Origin of the sequence: Micromonospora inositola, assembly GCF_900090285.1 — a bacterium.
Taxonomy (GTDB): domain Bacteria; phylum Actinomycetota; class Actinomycetes; order Mycobacteriales; family Micromonosporaceae; genus Micromonospora; species Micromonospora inositola.
This window is the reverse complement of record NZ_LT607754.1, coordinates 1,289,007-1,304,708: the sequence shown is the minus strand read 5'-3', so window position 1 is coordinate 1,304,708 and position 15,702 is coordinate 1,289,007. Positions and strand designations below refer to the sequence as shown.

The following is a 15,702-nucleotide window of genomic DNA, read 5'->3' as shown; positions in this document are numbered from 1 at the left end:
CGACCGGCCGCGCCCCGGCCGCCGGCCCCCACGCCACGGCACCGACCCCGGTCGGTGCCGTGGCGGCTCGCGATCAGGAAGGATGTTCTGCGTGCCACGAGGAGAACTCCGCATCTACCTGGGGGCTGCCCCCGGTGTCGGCAAGACGTACGCGATGCTGGAGGAGGCTCAGCGCCGCGCCGAACGCGGCACCGACGTGGTGATCGGCCTGGTCGAGACCCACGGCCGCCCGCACACCGCCGCGATGATCGCCGACGTGGAGGTGGTCCCGCGCCGGGAGATCAGCTATCGCGGCACCGAGTTCACCGAGATGGACCTGGACGGCCTGCTGGCCCGCCGGCCCGAGGTCGCCGTCGTCGACGAACTGGCCCACACCAACGTCCCCGGCTCCCGGCACGAGAAGCGCTGGCAGGACATCCAGGAACTCCTCGACGCCGGCATCTCCGTCCTGTCCACGGTCAACGTCCAACACCTGGAATCGGTCAACGACGTCGTCGCCCAGATCACCGGCACCACCCAGCGCGAGACCGTCCCCGACGAGATCGTCCGCGCCGCCGAACAGGTCGAGCTGGTCGACATGACGCCGGAGGCGCTGCGCCGCCGGATGGCCCACGGCAACATCTACCGGCCCGACAAGATCGACGCCGCGCTTGGTAACTACTTCCGGGTCGGCAACCTCACCGCGCTGCGCGAGCTTGCCCTGCTCTGGCTTGCCGACAAGGTCGACGACCAGCTCGACCGCTACCGCGCCCAGCAGGGCATCTCCGCCACCTGGGAAGCCCGCGAACGGGTCGTCGTCGCGCTCACCGGCGGGCCCGAGGGCGAGACCCTGATCCGCCGCGCCGGCCGGATAGCCGCCCGCAGCAGGGGCGCCGACCTGCTCGCCGTGCACGTCGCCCGCAGTGACGGCCTGGCCGACGCCGACCCCGCCCAACTCGCCCGGCAGCGGGTCCTGGTGGAGAGCCTCGGCGGCACGTACCACCAGGTCCTCGGCGCCGACGTGCCCGCCGCGCTGCTCGACTTCGCCCGCGGCGTCAACGCCACCCAGCTCGTCCTCGGCGCCAGCCGGCGCGGCCGGTTCGCGCAACTGTTCTCGCGCGGCGTCGGGGTGACCACCACCTCGCTCTCCGGCCCGATCGACGTACACCTGGTCACGCACCCGCAGGCGGGTCGCGGCCGGCGCGCAGCCGGCGTCCCGGCGGCGCTGTCCCGGCGCCGCCGGCTGCTCGGCTTCGCGCTCGCCGGGCTCGGCATGCCGCTGCTCACCCTGCTGCTGTGGGCGCTGCCAGACCTCAGCCTCACCAACGACATCCTGCTCTTCCTCGCCGGGGTCGTCGGCGTCGCGCTGGTCGGCGGGATGTGGCCGGCCCTGGTCGCCGCGCTCGTCGGCTCCCTGCTGCTGAACTGGTTCTTCACCCCGCCCTTCTACACGCTGACCATCGCCGAGGCGGACAACCTGCTCGCCCTCGGCGTCTTCGTCGGCGTCGCGGTCGCAGTCAGCTGGGTCGTGGACGTGGCCGCGCGGCGGACCCGGGAGGCCGCCCGCGCCTCCGCCGACGCGCAGACCCTGGCCACCGTCGCCGGCGGCGTCCTGCGCGGTGAACGGCCACTGCCGGCCCTGCTCGACCGGCTCCGGGAGACCTTCGGACTGCGGGCGGTCAGCGTCCTCGAGCTGGCCGCCGACGCCGAGGGGCGACCCGGCCGCGCCCGCGACGAGGGCGCCTGGCGGGTGGTGGCCAGCGTCGGTGACCAGCCGCCATGCAGTCCCAGCGCGGGGGAGACCGCGGTGCCGGTCGACGACCGGCTCACCGTGGTGCTCAGCGGCCGGCGGCTGGAAGCCGCCGACCGGCGCATCGTCGAGGCCTTCGCCGCCCAGGCCGCCGTCGCCCTCCGCCAGGAGCGCCTCGCCGAGGAAGCCGCCACCGCCCGCCCGCTCGCCGAGGCCGACCGGATGCGCACCGCGCTGCTCGCCGCGGTCAGCCACGACCTGCGTACGCCCCTGGCGTCAGCGAAGGCCGCGGTGAGCAGCCTGCGCAGCCACGACATCGAGTTCGGCGCCGAGGACCGGGAGGAGCTGCTGGCCACCGCCGACGAGTCTCTCGACCGGCTCAGCCGGCTGGTGGCGAACCTGCTCGACATGAGTCGCCTGCAGGCCGGTGCGCTGGGCGTGACCCACGCCGCGATCGGGCTGGAGGACGCCGTACCCCGTGCCCTGGACGAACTCGGCCCGGCGGCGGCCGACGTCAGCACCGACATCCCCGCCGACCTGCCCGCCGCCACCGCCGATCCGGGCCTGCTGGAGCGGGTGCTGGTCAACCTCGTCGCGAACGCGCTGCGGCACAGCCCGCCCGGGCAGCCGCCCACCGTCACCGCGAGCGCCCACGCCGGGCAGGTCGAGCTGCGGGTCATCGACACCGGCCCCGGCATCCCCGAGGACAAATGGGAGCACGTCTTCCTGCCGTTCCAGCGCCTCGGCGACCGGGACAACCAGACGGGCGTCGGGCTCGGCCTCGCCCTGTCCCGCGGCCTCGCCGAGGCGATGGGTGGCAGCATCACCCCGGAGACCACGCCCGGTGGCGGCCTCACCATGGTCCTGCGGCTGCCAGCGGCCACCGACACCGCGACGGAGGGACCGCAGGAATGACCCGAATCCTGGTCGTCGACGACGAACCGCAGATCCTGCGCGCCCTGCGGATCAACCTGCGCGCCCGCGGCTACGACGTCCAGCTCGCCGACACCGGCACCGCGGCGCTCAAGGCCGCCGCCGCCCACCCCCCGGACCTGGTGGTGCTCGACATGGGGCTGCCCGACCTCGACGGCGTCGACGTCATCCGCGGCCTGCGCGGCTGGACCGCCGTGCCGATCATCGTGCTCTCCGGCCGGGCGGGCAGCGAGGACAAGGTCGCCGCGCTGGACGCCGGGGCCGACGACTACGTCACCAAGCCCTTCGGCGTCGACGAGCTCCTCGCCCGGATACGGGCGGTGACCCGCCGGCTCACCGTCGCGCCGGCCGACGCCGCGGCGCCCTCGGCGCTCCGGGTCGGTCGGCACACGGTCAGCCTCGCCGACCGGACCGTCACCCGCGACGACGGTACGGAGGTCAAGCTCACCCCCACCCAGTGGGCGATGCTGGAGAAGCTGCTGCGCCACCCGGGCAAGCTCATCAGCCAGCGCCAGCTGCTGCACGAAGTGTGGGGCCCCGAGTACCAGCAGGAGACCAACTACCTGCGCCAGTACATGGCGCAACTGCGGCGCAAGCTCGAGGACGACCCGGCCCGCCCTCGCCACCTCATCACCGAACCGGGCATGGGCTACCGATACCGGCCCTGACGGCGACCGCGGACGACGGGAGCGCCACGGCCGCGGCGTACAGCACTGGCAGGCTGATGCCGCGGCCGTCACCGGCCCGGTAGCGCAACTCGCACAGCTGAGCGTCCAACAGCCGCCGGCGCAGGGCCATCCGGCCCGTCCGGCCGCCCGGCGGGGTCAGCCGGCGTGCACGTGCGGCCGGCGGGACCGGTCCGGCTCCTGCTGGCGCAGGATCTCCCGGGTGACCGGGGCGATCTCGCCCTGGCCGAAGATCAGGTAGCGCAGGAAGTTGCCGGCCGGGTTGCCCTCGGTCCACTCGAAGTAGATGTGCGGGCGGCGGTGGGTGAGATCCCGGATGTGCAGCAGCAGCGCGGCGAGCGCGTTGGGCACCGACGAGCTGGACAGGCGCAGCACCCGGTACTTGCCGTGCAGCACCGCCCCGGTGACCCGCAGCTCGGTCTCGAAGTCCGACGGGTCGGTGACGGTCACCTCGACGAAGATGACGTCGCTGTCGGCGGGGAAGTCGTTGTCGGCCACGATCTGGGCCAGCTTGGCGCGGTACTCGGCGGCGTCCCGGCTGGCCGACTCGTGGGCGATGAGCCGGATGCGTCGCCGTGCGCAGTCGGTGATGAACTGCCGCGCGGTCGGGTCCAGTTCGACGATGTCGACCCGCAGTTCGAACGCCCGGAACAGGCGGGACAACAGCGACACCCCGATGATGCCGGCGATGAAGCAGGCGGCGATCTTCACGCCGTCGGGGCGTTCCACCACGTTGGCGATGGTGGTGTAGACGAAGATCACGGTGATGATGCCGAAGGCGACCGTGAGACCGTGCTGGCGGCGGTGCCGCGCGGAGAGGGTCACCGCGGTGGCGGCCGAGGTGATCAGCACCAGCACGCCGGTGGCGTACGCGCCGCCCTGGGCGTCGACGCTGGCTTTGAAGATGACGGTGATGAGGAACGCCACGGCGGTGAACACCAGCACCAGCGGTCGGACCGCCCGCGCCCAGGTGGGTGCCATGCCGTAGCGGGGCAGGTAGCGGGGGACGAGGTTCAGCAGGCCGGCCATGGCGGACGCGCCGGCGAACCAGAGGATGGCGATGGTCGACAGGTCGTAGACGGTGCCGAACGCCTCGCCGAGGTTCTGGTGGGCCAGGAAGGCCAGCGCCCGCCCGTTGGCGGGTCCGCCCGGCTCGAACGCCTCGGCGGGGATCAGCACGGTGGTGGCGATGCTGCTGGTGACCAGGAAGATGCTCATGATGACCGCGGCGGTGGTGAGCAGCCGCCGCGTGCCGCGGATCCGTCCGGTCGGCTTTTCCTCCGTGTCGTCCGGATCGCCCTTCACGTGTGGCATCACCGCGACACCGGTCTCGAAGCCGGACAGGCCGAGCGCGAGCTTGGGAAAGACCAGCAGCGCGATCGCGACCATCAGCAACGGGTCGCCGTGCTGGGTGGTCAACGCCGTCGTCCAGTCGCCGATCGCGCTCGGGTGGGTGAGCACCCGCCACAGCGCGTCGGACACCACCACCGCGTTCAGCGCCAGGTAGACCCCGACGAGCCCGACGGCGATGCCGATCGCCTCGCCGAAGCCCTTGAGGAACACCGCTCCCAGCAGTGCCACCAGCAGCAGCGTGATGATCACCTCGTGGCCCTTGAGGCTGTCGGGCCAGAACGGGTTCTCGTCGATGTGCGCGGTGGCGTCCGCCGCGGACAGGGTGATGGTGATGATGAAGTCGGTGGCGGCGAAGCCGAGCAGGACGAGGACGAACAGCTTGCCCTGCCAGTACGTCAGGAGCTTCACCAGCATGGCGATGGAGCCCTCGCCGTGCGGGCTGTCGTGCGCGACCCGCCGGTAGACCGGTAGCGCGCCCAGCAGGGTGACCAGCACCAGCACCAGGGTGGCGATCGGGGAGAGCACCCCGGCGGCCAGCGCGGCGATGCCGGGCTGGTAGCCCAGGGTGGAGAAGTAGTCCACGCCGGTGAGGCACATGACCTTCCACCAGGTGCGGTGGTGCTGCTCGGGCGGGCGGGCGTACGGCCCTTCCGTCTGCGCGGGCCGCGCGGACATGTCCGACAGCAGCCACTCGCGCAGGGGATGTTTCTCCCGGGTCCGCGCCCGGTTGCGCGTGCCGACGCTCATCGTGCCTCCCCAACTCGCCATGGCCGCGGCGAGTATGCGCCGCGCGACCGTCGGGCCAGCAGCCAGTACCCGACACGCGTGTCCGACGCCTCTCCGGTCCTGGCCGGCGCCTCCCCGGCGGGGTTTCACCCGGATCGGGTGGGGGATCCAGCGGCCGGACCACCGCCGCGTGCTGGCGGTGTGCGCGGCGGACGACTTCCGGGAGGGCGATGGGCGACTACGGGTGGCCTCCCCGGACCGAAGGCTTCGGACGCCGCCTGGACGAGCACGAGCGGGTCGACGCACGGCCGGCGCCGACCCGGAGCCGGGTGGTCGACAGCGCCGTCTACGCCGGGGGCCGCCGCCACGCCTCCCCGGCCACCCTCGCCGACACCTACCGCTGCCTGCAGGAACTCGACGGCGCGATGGCCTGGATCGGTCTCTACCGACCCGGCACCGGCCAGCTCCGATCCCTGGCCCGGGAGTTCCAGCTGCACGACCTGGCTGTCGAGGACGCCATCAACGCCCACCAGCGGCCCAAGCTGGAACGCTACGGCGACACGCTGTTCGTGGTCCTGCGCGCCGCGCGTTACCTCGACGCCCGCGAGGAGGTCGAGTTCAGCGAGCTGCACCTGTTCCTCGGACCGGGCTTCGTGATCACCGTCCGCCACGGCGAGGCGCCCGACCTCGCCGCCGTCCGCCGCCGGCTGGAGGCCGACCCGCAGGTCCTGGCACTCGGGCCGGAGGCCGTGCTGTACGCGGTCCTCGACCAGGTCGTCGACGGCTACGCCCCCGTCGTCGCCGGGCTGGAGAACGACATCGATGAGATCGAGACCCAGGTCTTCGGCGGCGACCCCAACGCCAGCCGCCGCATCTACGCGCTCAGCCGGGAGGTCATCCAGTTCCAGCGGGCGGCCCGCCCGCTGCTCAAGGTGCTCGACGCCCTCACCGCCGGGTTCGGCAGCTACGGCACGGACGAGGAGCTGCGCCGCCGGCTGCGTGACGTGGCCGACCACCTCACCCAGGTGGTGGAACGGGTCGACGGGTTCCGGCACCTGTTGCAGAACATCCTCACCGTGAACACCACCCTTGTCAGCCAGGCGCAGAACGAGGAGATGCGCAGCCTCACGGCTGCCAGCTACGCCCAGAACGAAGAGATCAAGAAGGTCTCCTCATGGGCGGCGATCCTGTTCGCGCCGACCCTGATCGGCACCGTCTACGGCATGAACTTCACGCACATGCCGGAACTCGCCTGGCGCTACGGGTACCTGTTCGCGCTCGCCCTGATGGCCCTGGTCTGCGGCAGCCTCTACCTGATCTTCAAACGCCGCGGATGGTTGTGACCGGGCGGCACCCCGGCACGCTGGGAACCCGCGCTCATGCCCCGACTGCCCTCGTCCCGGCCCCGGGCAGGGCGAGCGGCCGAAGGATGCCGTGTACGGCCACCACCTCCGCTCCGCCACGCAGCCGCAGATCCCCCACGGCCCGATGCAGCGCCGTCCGGCTCGGCGACGACAGCAGGACCACCGCGTCGATGTCGGCCGCGATCCACCAGGCCTGGACCGCGCACGGCTCGGCGTGCAGGAAGTCCAGCAACCTGCTGCCCGGGGTGGCCGCGGTCAGCCGGACGCACACCAGCACCGCGTGCGTCCGCGCGGCTGGCTCGGACGCCGCCGCGGCACCGAGGACCTGCTCCGGTTCGGCCGCGGCCGGTGCCCGGCCGGTAATCGGCAGGTTCCACCGGTCACGCCGTCTGACCAACTCCGACGTCATGCCGTCCATGCTCACGCTTCCCAGCGGTGTCGTCGGCGGCCGCTACGCCGAATTGACGGCCCGGGCCGACATTTTCACGTCTCCTTGACACGTGGCGGGGACCGGCCGAACCAGCCGGGTGGCGGATGCCGCCGAGGCGGGCCAGCGGGGTGGAGCCAGCCGGCGATCTTCTGACTCCGCGACTCCGCGCCCGCGAAGGGACGGTCGCCTGGCGCAGGTATGGTCGGCCGCCGACCGGGTACGAGCCGCCATGTTCGGTGACGGTCCGCCGAGGCGAGGAAGCCGGCGGGCACCGGCCGACCGGGCCGCCGACGGCCGCGGGGCGGTAGCGGTGGCGCAGCTGCGGCGCCGGTCCGCGCAGTCGGTGCGTGAGCGGCTGCGTCGGGTCCGGGCTGGCACCGGCCTGGCGGCGCAGGCGGGGCTGGCGGCGGGCCTCGCCTGGTGGGTGGCCGACGACCTGCTGCATATTCCGCTCCCGTTGTTCGCGCCGATCTCCGCGGTGGTGGCCTTGGCCGCGTCCGTCGGGCAGCGGCTGCGCCGGACCGTCGAGCTGATCATCGGGGTGTCGGTCGGCGTACTTGTCGGCGACCTGCTGATCTACCTCATCGGGGCCGGCCCGTGGCAGCTCGGCCTGATCGTGGTGCTGGCCGTTCTCGTCGCGGTGTTCATCGGCGGCAGTCCGGCGCTGGTGGTCCAGTCCGCAGCCACGGCCGTGCTCATCGGCACCCTCACCCCGTCGGTACCGAACCTGGAGATCCCCCGGTTCGTCGCCGCTCTCGTCGGCGGCGCGGTGGCACTGGTGGTGACCGCGGTGTTGCTGCCGCTGAACCCGCTCCGGGTGGTCAACCGGGCGGCTGGACCCGCGTTGGACCTGCTGATCGACCAGTTGGACGCCACCGCCGAGGCGATGAGAGGTCGGGACGCCGACCGCGCCCAGGTCGCCCTGGACCGGCTGCGCGACAACAAGAAGCAGTTGGGCGCGTTCAGCGAGGCGGCACAGGGGGCCCGGGAGGCGAGCACCCTGTCCCCGCTGCAGCACTGGGGCAACCGGGGCGGCCCCATCGACCGGTACGGGCAGTCGGTGGAGCCGGTCGACCGGGCCATGCGCAACAGCGGAACACTGATCCGCCGGACGGTGACCCTGATCGAGGACGGCGAACCGATCCCCGAGGCGATGCCCGCCGCGGTGGCCGCGCTGGCTCAGGCCGTGCGGGTGCTGCGGCGCGAGCTCACCGCGGGCGAGGAACCCGACGAGACGCGGGAACAGGCGTTGCGGGCGGTGTGTGAGGCAGGCCGGGCGTACCGGGCCGGGGTGGGATTCTCCGGTGAGGTGGTCGTCGCCCAGGTCCGTACGGCGGCCAGTGACCTTCTGGTCGCGACGGGAACCAGTCAGGACGACGCGAACCGGATGATCCGGCACACCTTCGGGTCGCTCACGCCGGCGGCCGGGCCCGCCCCGCCGCCGGGGCGTCCGTAGGCGGGCCGCACGGGGCCCGGCCGAGGAGGCTCAGGCTGACCGCTCGGCGACGCTCGACGTCGCAGCCATGGCGGCGGCCCGGCCAGCCGTCCCGGACGTCCCCCGTCATTGTCGCGACAAAGGGCACGCGGCGGGTCAGGGCCGTACAACCCTGACCCGCTGCGTGGTGGAAGGGACGGGGCTCGCGGCGTCCGTGGCCCGGATGCGCGGGACGGCCACGCCCTGTCTGGACCGCGCCGACCGCCGCCGACCGCGCCGGTTCACGCGTGTGCGTACCGGTCCCCGCCGGGCTTGCCACCGTCGTCCTTCCCACCTCGTCGGGCTCCGTCGTCCCGACCAGCCCAGGACACTCCCTCACCGCCGCACCGCGCCTCCCGTCGCCGTCGGAGGAACCCGTGCGGCCGTGGTCAGAAAATCGAGGCGGCGTGACGTGGCGCCGGCTCAGTTCACAGGGTAGAAACAACCTCATCCACATCCTTCACGGCCTGATATCGATCGGAGCACGGTGAGAGCGCTCTCTAGGGTCTCGCCTTTCATATCCGGCCACCCGTCCCCCTGATGAGGCAGGTCCATGGCGATCATGAGCCACGCCGGCACGCGAGAACGCTCTCGCGCCCGTCCCACCGCCCGCGCCCGTTGCGCCATCCTCATGCCCGGCTTTCAGACCGACGGCGCTGTGCCCGTAGCGCCGGCCGCCCCGTGGAAAGGACGAACCGCATGACGACCCAGCACCCTGGTGGTGACGGCGCCGCGAGGCGGCACCCCGGCCTCCGGCACCTTCGGCGGGCCTTCGCGATCGGTCTGGTGCTGACGACCGCCGTGCTGACGACGGGAACGGCCGCCACCGCCGCCCCGCCACCCCCCAGCACCCCGGACCTCGGGCCGACCGTCACCGTCTTTGATCCCAGCATGCCGGTCGGCGAGATCCAGGCGGCGCTCGACGCGGTGCACGCCACGCAGGTCGACAACGAGATGGGCAGCCAGCGCTACGCGTTCCTGTTCAAGCCGGGATCGTATGGCACCGCCGAGCACCCGCTGCAGATCAAGGTGGGTTACTACACCGAGATCTCCGGCCTGGGCGCCTCGCCCACCGACGTGGTCATCAACGGCAAGGTGGAGGTCTACAACCGCTGCCTGGCCGACGGCGGCACGAGCAACTGTCTCGCGCTTGTCAACTTCTGGCGTACCCTGTCCAACCTGTCGATCAACGTCAACGCGGCCGGCCAGGACGGTTGCCGCGCCTCGGCGGACTTCTGGGCCGTCTCCCAGGCCGTGTCCATGCGCCGCCTCAACGTCAGCGGCGCCAACCTGTCGCTGATGGACTACTGCACCGCCGGCCCGCAGTACGCCAGCGGCGGCTTCGTTGCCGACTCCCGGCTGCCGTTCGTCGTCAGCGGGTCGCAGCAGCAGTGGCTGACCCGCAACAGCGAGGTCGCGGGCTGGTCCAACGGGGTGTGGAACCAGGTCTTCTCGGGTGTCGTCGGCGCTCCGGACGACGCCGCCTTCCCGAACCCGCCCTACACGACGCTCGACGCCACTCCCCTGAGCCGCGAGAAGCCGTACCTGTTCGTCGACGCGCAGGGCAGGTACAACGTCCGCGTACCCGCCGCGCAGCGGAACAGCCGCGGTATCTCGTGGGCCGACGGCATGACGCCGGGCCGTACGGTGCCGATCAGCGACTTCTTCGTGGCGAAGCCGTCGGACCCGGTGCAGGTCATCAACAACCAGCTCGCGCGCGGTAAGCACCTGCTGTTCACCCCCGGCGTGTACGACATCGCCCGGAGCATCCGGGTCAAGCGTCCGGACACCGTGGTCCTCGGGCTCGGGCACGCCACGCTCACCGCCGTGAACGGCGCCGTACCGCTCGACGTCGCCGACGTTCCCGGCGTCGTAATCGCCGGTGTCACGATCGACGCGGGCCTCAAGGAATCGCCGGTACTGCTGCGGGTGGGTAGCCGGTACGGCGACCAGCCGAGTTCCGCGGACAACCCGACGACGCTGTCCGACGTGTACTTCCGGGTCGGTGGACCGCACGTCGGCAAGGCCAACATCGCGCTTGAGGTCAACAGCGACAACGTGCTCATCGACCACACCTGGGTGTGGCGCGCCGACCACGGTGTCGAGGGTTTCACCGACACCGAGCGCTGGAACACCAACACCGGCCGCTACGGCGCGGTGATCAACGGCGATCACGTGACGGCGACGGGCCTGTTCGTCGAGCACTTCCAGCGGTACAACACGGTTTGGAACGGTGAGGACGGCACGACGATCCTCTACCAGAACGAGCTGCCGTACGACCCGCCGGCGCAGGCCGACTGGATGAACGGCAGTGTCGAGGGCTACGCCGGCTACAAGGTCGGCGACCAGGTCAGGACGCACACCCTCTACGGCGGTGGCGTGTACGTCTTCAACCAGAACAACCCGTCGATCCACACGGAGAACGGCTTCGAGGTGCCCGAGACCCCCGGTGTGAAGCTCCACCACATCATGACGGTCAACCTCAGCGCCGGAACGATCGACCACGTCGTCAACGGCGTGGGCGGGGCGGCCGACACCACCAAGATCGGTGTGCCGGTGTACGTCGTGGAGTACCCGGCGCCGTAGGACGGCCGGACCGCTCACCGAGCGCGAATGGGGTGCGGCTGACGCCGCACCCCATTCCCGTCCTTGCTTGCGTCAGCAGCACAGATTGCCGCGCGGGTCGGCGGGAGACTCGCCGTCCGCGAAGAGCCGTCGACCGGGTGTCCAGTACCGGCGGGTCCAGTAGCAGCAGGTACGGCCCAGGCTGCGTCTTCAGCTCGACCGCCGCCCCGACAGGTCGTCTTTGAAAGGGACAGGGTGCACCCAGGGCGCGGTCGTTCAGGGTGGTCGACTGGGCGTACGTCGGCGGCGCTCCGGGTCGACCTCGATTGAGCCCGGACCGAGGCGCAGGCCGGCGTGCCCCACTGCCATGCTGAGGGGGTTCCGACGGTGCCGGAACCCCCTCATGCCCCACCTTCTGCTGTGGCTGATTTTTCCACGGTAGTGCGCGCCCGGACGATCAGCCGCGCCCGTGGCGCCGATGACGACCATGGCGAGCCCGATTCCGAACAGCCACCACAGGGCGCCGGAGCCGCCCACGGTGACGGGAGCATCGGTGCAGCTGTGGGGCCGGCGGTTCGGGTCGCCGGTCGGTGCGGCCGTGGGCTGGGTCGCTGTCGGGGTGGGAGGTCGCGCCGGGATCTGACCGGGTGTGACAGTGGGTGCTGCTGCTAACGGCTGCTTTCGGTGAACAGCGCGGCGTAGCGGGCGAGGTACAGCGGCCATCCCTCGTCGTAGGCGACGCCGTCGCTGACGGCCTGCCAGCCGGGGCCGTGCCGGTCGATGTGGCGGTGCTCCAGCTCCACCCGGGTGCGCTGCGGGGTCTCGGCGACGAACCGGACTTCGACCTCGCTGGTGTTGTCCGGATCCGTCTCCACCTGCCACTGTGGGCTGATGTCCCAGCTGAACACGACCCGGTCCGGTGGTTCGTAGGCGAGCACCCGCGCCCAGCGACACTCGCTGCCGTCGGCGGTGCGGTCGTAGATGTGCCCGCCGACCTTCGGCTCGAACACGGTCTCGGCGATCGGCGCGCCGAGCAGGTTGTGCTCCGGCGGCTTGAAGTCGCCGAACCGCTCGGTGAACACAGTGAAGGCATGCTCGATCGGTGCCTGAACGACGATCTGCTTGCGGACGACCGCGGCTGTTGTTTCCGTCATGACGTCTCCTCGGGTGATTGCTCGGCGACGTCCTGATAGCCGTCCAGCGCTCGGTTCCAGAACGTCTCAAGTTGATCACGCAGCGCGGCCACGCCTGCCGGATTGAGTCGATATACCCGGCGGGTGCCGGCGGCGCGGGCGGTGACCAGTCCGGCGTCCTTGAGCACCTTCAAATGCTGGGACACCGCAGGCCGGCTGATCGGCAGCTCGTCGGCGAGCTCGCCGACAGCCCGCGGTCGCTCGGCCAAGCACGCGACGATGGCGCGTCTGGTGGGATCTCCGAGAGCGTCCCAGCCATCACCAGCTTGGTAAGTAGCCACGAACGGAAAGTTACAACTTACGGATGAGGAAAGGCAAGACCGGCGAGCCGGCAGAAGGGCCGGAGTCTGCAGAGGGTCGTGCCGGTGTTCTACGGCGGGGGTGATCTCGTACAGGCAGGCCTGCCACAGGACGACTTCCCACTGCCGGGACGATGTGCCCTTCACCTGACCTGCCGCACAGCAGCGCGTCCACCCATTCGACGGTGCGTGTTCTCCGGGCAAGGGGCGTGCGGTACGAGCGCTCTGTATGCCCAGGCCGGCAAGGTCTGCGGACGCAGGCTGGGGATGGGCAGCCGTGACCACGGCCGGGCAGTCATGGACATGCCCGCGTCTGGTGCCGACCGGTGTGCTCCATGTGGGCTCCATCGGCCGTACACGGGACGGCTGGCATCCGTGAGCACCGGCGGGCAGTCCTGGGTACTCGGGGGCACCCGCTGGCAGGTAGGCTGGGCGTTCGCGCCCTCGTAGCTCAGGGGATAGAGCATCGGTTTCCTAAAACGGTGCTGGTCGATCGGTGATGCCCGCGTGACCTGCGGGTCAGGCATCATCGCCCGCCTTCTGCCAGTCGCATTGGCGCGGGCTCTGCTCGGTCGGTCGACTGCTCGTCTGAGAGTGGGGATCGAGTTGCCGATGTGGTCACTAGTCGTGTGTCGGCCGGAAGGCGAAGCCGGTGCTGTTCCGGTAGGTGTGGTGGCTGACCGAGCACCCGACGGTCGACGCCGATCAGGCTGACGGGCGCTACCACCAGGTGAGAGCGCTCTTGGCTGCACCCCTGTTACGTCGACACGCCGCTCAGTAACATTGATGATTGTCACACCCGTCGGTTTGCGCGACATGCCTTGTTGTGCCCCAAGGACCCCCTTCAGGACCCTGAAGACCCTCGGGGCTCCGCCCCGAACCCCGACCCTCCTCAGCGATCAGCCGCCGATCACCTCGCCGGGCACCACAAGGGCTACCAGCCTCCCCGGACGGGGCCAAGGTCGTTCGGCTGGTGAGGCGCTCCACCTTGTCCCCGTCCGGGGAGGCTGGGTCGGTCTGGCGACTGTCCGACGAGGAGATCAGCTTTCAGGTGCGGCAGATATCCACCGAAGCAGCGGAGAGGCTAAAGCGAGATCGGTCAGTCCGTGCAGGTACGACACCCTAGCCCTTGCCGCATACGACGACGACCCGGACTAATGTGGCCGCCCCCCGCTCGATCGCACGCCTTTCGGAGGATGTTAAGTCTGCGACCCTTGATCCACGGACCTCACGCACTTGATATGCGTTGAGTACACAGGGAAGCCGCTCGTCCACGCGCAACCAACCTAGCTCCTCCTCGAATCGGCTCCGGGGGGGTCCATTCGGGTAGTCGCGGCGCAGCTGGCGACCGTCGTATTGGATCGCAGGCGCGGCGTCGACTGGCCTACCTGTCTGAATCCAGATTCTCGACACAGCCTGGAAGTTGGCGTAGTCCTCGCCACGGTACTCAAAGCCCGTGACCCTCACCTTGTCCAAGTGACGGGCGGCCGTCCGCTCTTCCGCGTCGCTGTACTTCAGGTAGGGCCAGACGAGGGCGGCCCCGACCAGAAGCGCACGCACTCCCAGCAGAGTGACAAGCGACCAGCGTCGGTCTGACTGAGGTGAGGAAGTGCAAGCCTGCCCGGCGAACACGTGACCTCGTTCCTGCGGCGAGGCATCGACAGCGTAGATCGATTAGTACGTAGGCCATCTAAGAGCCTGGTAAATAAGGGTTTGGGTCGGCTGGATGGCCGGGCAAGAGATCGATGATTCCGCCGGGCCGGCGTGGCGGCGTGACATGGGGAAGGGCCTTCGGTACGAGCAAGGCGACTAAACCAGCACGACCGAAGGCCCAACCCTGTCTGTATACCTTGTCGCCGGTGTCGCCGCATCTACCGCCCCGGCCAGCCTCGCCGATCACCTGCCCACCGCCCGGCCACGGCACTACCCGTCCGACACCACGGATGCCGAATGGGCCGTCCTGGCCCCGCACGTGCCGGCCGGGACCGGACGCGGCCGGCCGATCATCTACCCCCGCCGGGACGTGGTGGACGCGATCCGTTACCTCGACCGGACCGGCTGCCAGTGGGATGCGCTGCCCGCCGATTTCCCCCACCACAAGCTGGTCTACCACTACTTCACGGCCTGGACCCGCGACGGAACGTTGAACCGGATGCACAACAGCCTGCGGGAACAGGTCCGCGAACAGGTCGAGGGCCGCAACCGGCAGCCGACCGCCGCGCTGGTCGACTCCCAGTCGGTACGGGGCGCGGAGACCGTCGGCCGGGGCGGGCGTGGCTATGACGCGGGGAAGAAGGTCAACGGCCGCAAACGCCACATCGCCGTGGACACCTGCGGACTGCTGCTGGCGGTCCTGGTCACCGGCGCGCAGGTGCAGGACCGCGACGCCGCCCGACCCCTGCTACGGGCGCTACGTGCCTGCTTCCCCACCATCAGCGTGACCTGGGCCGACAGCGGCTACGCCGGCCGGCTCGTCGACTGGGCCACCGCCCACCTCACCCTGACCGTGCAGATCGTCGCGAAGCTCGCCGGGCAGACCACGTTCGTCGTCCTGCACCGTAGGTGGGCGGTCGAGCGCACGTTCTCCTGGATCAACCGGTGTCGACGCACCGTCCGCGACTACGAACGGCTACCCGACCACCACGCCGCGATGGTCCAATGGGCCATGATCATCGTCATGACCCGCCGCCTCGCCCGCCACCAACCCACCTGAAACCATTATTTACCAGGCTCTAAGACGAGTCGAGCGGCACGCGCTGTGCCGCCGGAGGACTGTACAGCCATCCGTACGGCCAAGCCAGCCGACCGAGCCGGTCATGAGCGGAACCCGTCCGCACTCGTCCGGCTTGGGCCGCCACCGTTGATGTCACCGGCTGATGTCAGGTCGCCGCTGCTGCACTCCCTGCCCGCGAGTGGTGACCCCCGTCGGGGGGAGCCTGTCCGGCGTTGT

10 protein-coding genes are annotated in these 15,702 nt (G+C 70.8%); 6 read left to right on the top strand and 4 right to left on the bottom strand.

Features of this window, described 5'->3' with window-relative positions; all coding sequences use genetic code 11:
* Positions 1–91 precede the first annotated feature (91 nt).
* A complete protein-coding gene (locus GA0070613_RS06185) occupies positions 92–2,644 on the top strand; it encodes a DUF4118 domain-containing protein (RefSeq protein ID WP_089015787.1) in 2,553 nt (850 codons plus the stop codon).
* The gene (locus GA0070613_RS06180; protein WP_089011410.1) at positions 2,641–3,330 is read left to right on the top strand and encodes a response regulator; all 690 of its coding nucleotides are present in this window, start codon (positions 2,641–2,643) and stop codon (positions 3,328–3,330) included. Before GA0070613_RS06185 ends, GA0070613_RS06180 begins: the two co-directional genes overlap by 4 nt.
* A 156-nt stretch (positions 3,331–3,486) precedes the next feature.
* On the opposite strand, the gene GA0070613_RS06175 is transcribed toward GA0070613_RS06180, so the two are convergent.
* Positions 3,487–5,448 (bottom strand): APC family permease, encoded by a 1,962-nt coding sequence (locus GA0070613_RS06175; RefSeq protein WP_089011409.1) that lies wholly within the window; start codon positions 5,446–5,448, stop codon positions 3,487–3,489.
* 209 nt (positions 5,449–5,657) lie between these two features.
* Here GA0070613_RS06175 and corA point away from each other — a divergent pair, with 209 nt between their 5' ends.
* Positions 5,658–6,770 (top strand): magnesium/cobalt transporter CorA, encoded by a 1,113-nt coding sequence (gene corA / locus GA0070613_RS06170; protein WP_089011408.1) that lies wholly within the window; start codon positions 5,658–5,660, stop codon positions 6,768–6,770.
* 34 nt (positions 6,771–6,804) lie between these two features.
* On the opposite strand, the gene GA0070613_RS06165 is transcribed toward corA, so the two are convergent.
* Complete coding sequence (locus GA0070613_RS06165; protein ID WP_157746281.1) at positions 6,805–7,200, bottom strand: hypothetical protein; 396 nt, start codon at positions 7,198–7,200, stop codon at positions 6,805–6,807.
* Between the two features lie 250 nt (positions 7,201–7,450).
* Between GA0070613_RS06165 and GA0070613_RS06160 the strand changes: the two genes are divergently transcribed.
* Positions 7,451–8,677, top strand: coding sequence for an FUSC family protein (locus GA0070613_RS06160; protein ID WP_089011406.1), 1,227 nt, complete (start codon positions 7,451–7,453; stop codon positions 8,675–8,677).
* A gap of 717 nt (positions 8,678–9,394) precedes the next feature.
* Positions 9,395–11,281, top strand: coding sequence for an adenylyl cyclase (locus GA0070613_RS06155; protein WP_089011405.1), 1,887 nt, complete (start codon positions 9,395–9,397; stop codon positions 11,279–11,281).
* A 647-nt stretch (positions 11,282–11,928) separates the two neighbouring features.
* Here the strand turns inward: GA0070613_RS06155 and GA0070613_RS06150 are convergent.
* Positions 11,929–12,414: an SRPBCC family protein gene (locus GA0070613_RS06150; RefSeq protein WP_089011404.1), complete on the bottom strand. Its 486-nt coding sequence runs from the start codon at positions 12,412–12,414 to the stop codon at positions 11,929–11,931.
* Positions 12,411–12,734 carry an ArsR/SmtB family transcription factor gene (locus GA0070613_RS06145; protein WP_089011403.1) on the bottom strand — a complete coding sequence of 108 codons (324 nt, stop codon included), beginning with the start codon at positions 12,732–12,734 and terminating at the stop codon, positions 12,411–12,413. Before GA0070613_RS06145 ends, GA0070613_RS06150 begins: the two co-directional genes overlap by 4 nt.
* A 1,855-nt stretch (positions 12,735–14,589) precedes the next feature.
* Here GA0070613_RS06145 and GA0070613_RS06135 point away from each other — a divergent pair.
* Positions 14,590–15,465, top strand: coding sequence for an IS5 family transposase (locus GA0070613_RS06135; protein WP_197699094.1), 876 nt, complete (start codon positions 14,590–14,592; stop codon positions 15,463–15,465).
* The last annotated feature ends 237 nt before the right edge of the window (positions 15,466–15,702 follow it).

What these genes read in the sequence shown, in the direction of transcription:
- GA0070613_RS06180 (WP_089011410.1), top strand. Translation starts at nt 2,641, where the DNA reads ATGACCCGAATCCTGGTCGTCGACGACGAACCGCAGATCCTGCGCGCC.
- GA0070613_RS06175 (WP_089011409.1), bottom strand. Translation starts at nt 5,448, where the DNA reads ATGAGCGTCGGCACGCGCAACCGGGCGCGGACCCGGGAGAAACATCCC.
- corA (WP_089011408.1), top strand. Translation starts at nt 5,658, where the DNA reads ATGGGCGACTACGGGTGGCCTCCCCGGACCGAAGGCTTCGGACGCCGC.
- GA0070613_RS06165 (WP_157746281.1), bottom strand. Translation starts at nt 7,200, where the DNA reads ATGACGTCGGAGTTGGTCAGACGGCGTGACCGGTGGAACCTGCCGATT.
- GA0070613_RS06160 (WP_089011406.1), top strand. Translation starts at nt 7,451, where the DNA reads ATGTTCGGTGACGGTCCGCCGAGGCGAGGAAGCCGGCGGGCACCGGCC.
- GA0070613_RS06155 (WP_089011405.1), top strand. Translation starts at nt 9,395, where the DNA reads ATGACGACCCAGCACCCTGGTGGTGACGGCGCCGCGAGGCGGCACCCC.
- GA0070613_RS06150 (WP_089011404.1), bottom strand. Translation starts at nt 12,414, where the DNA reads ATGACGGAAACAACAGCCGCGGTCGTCCGCAAGCAGATCGTCGTTCAG.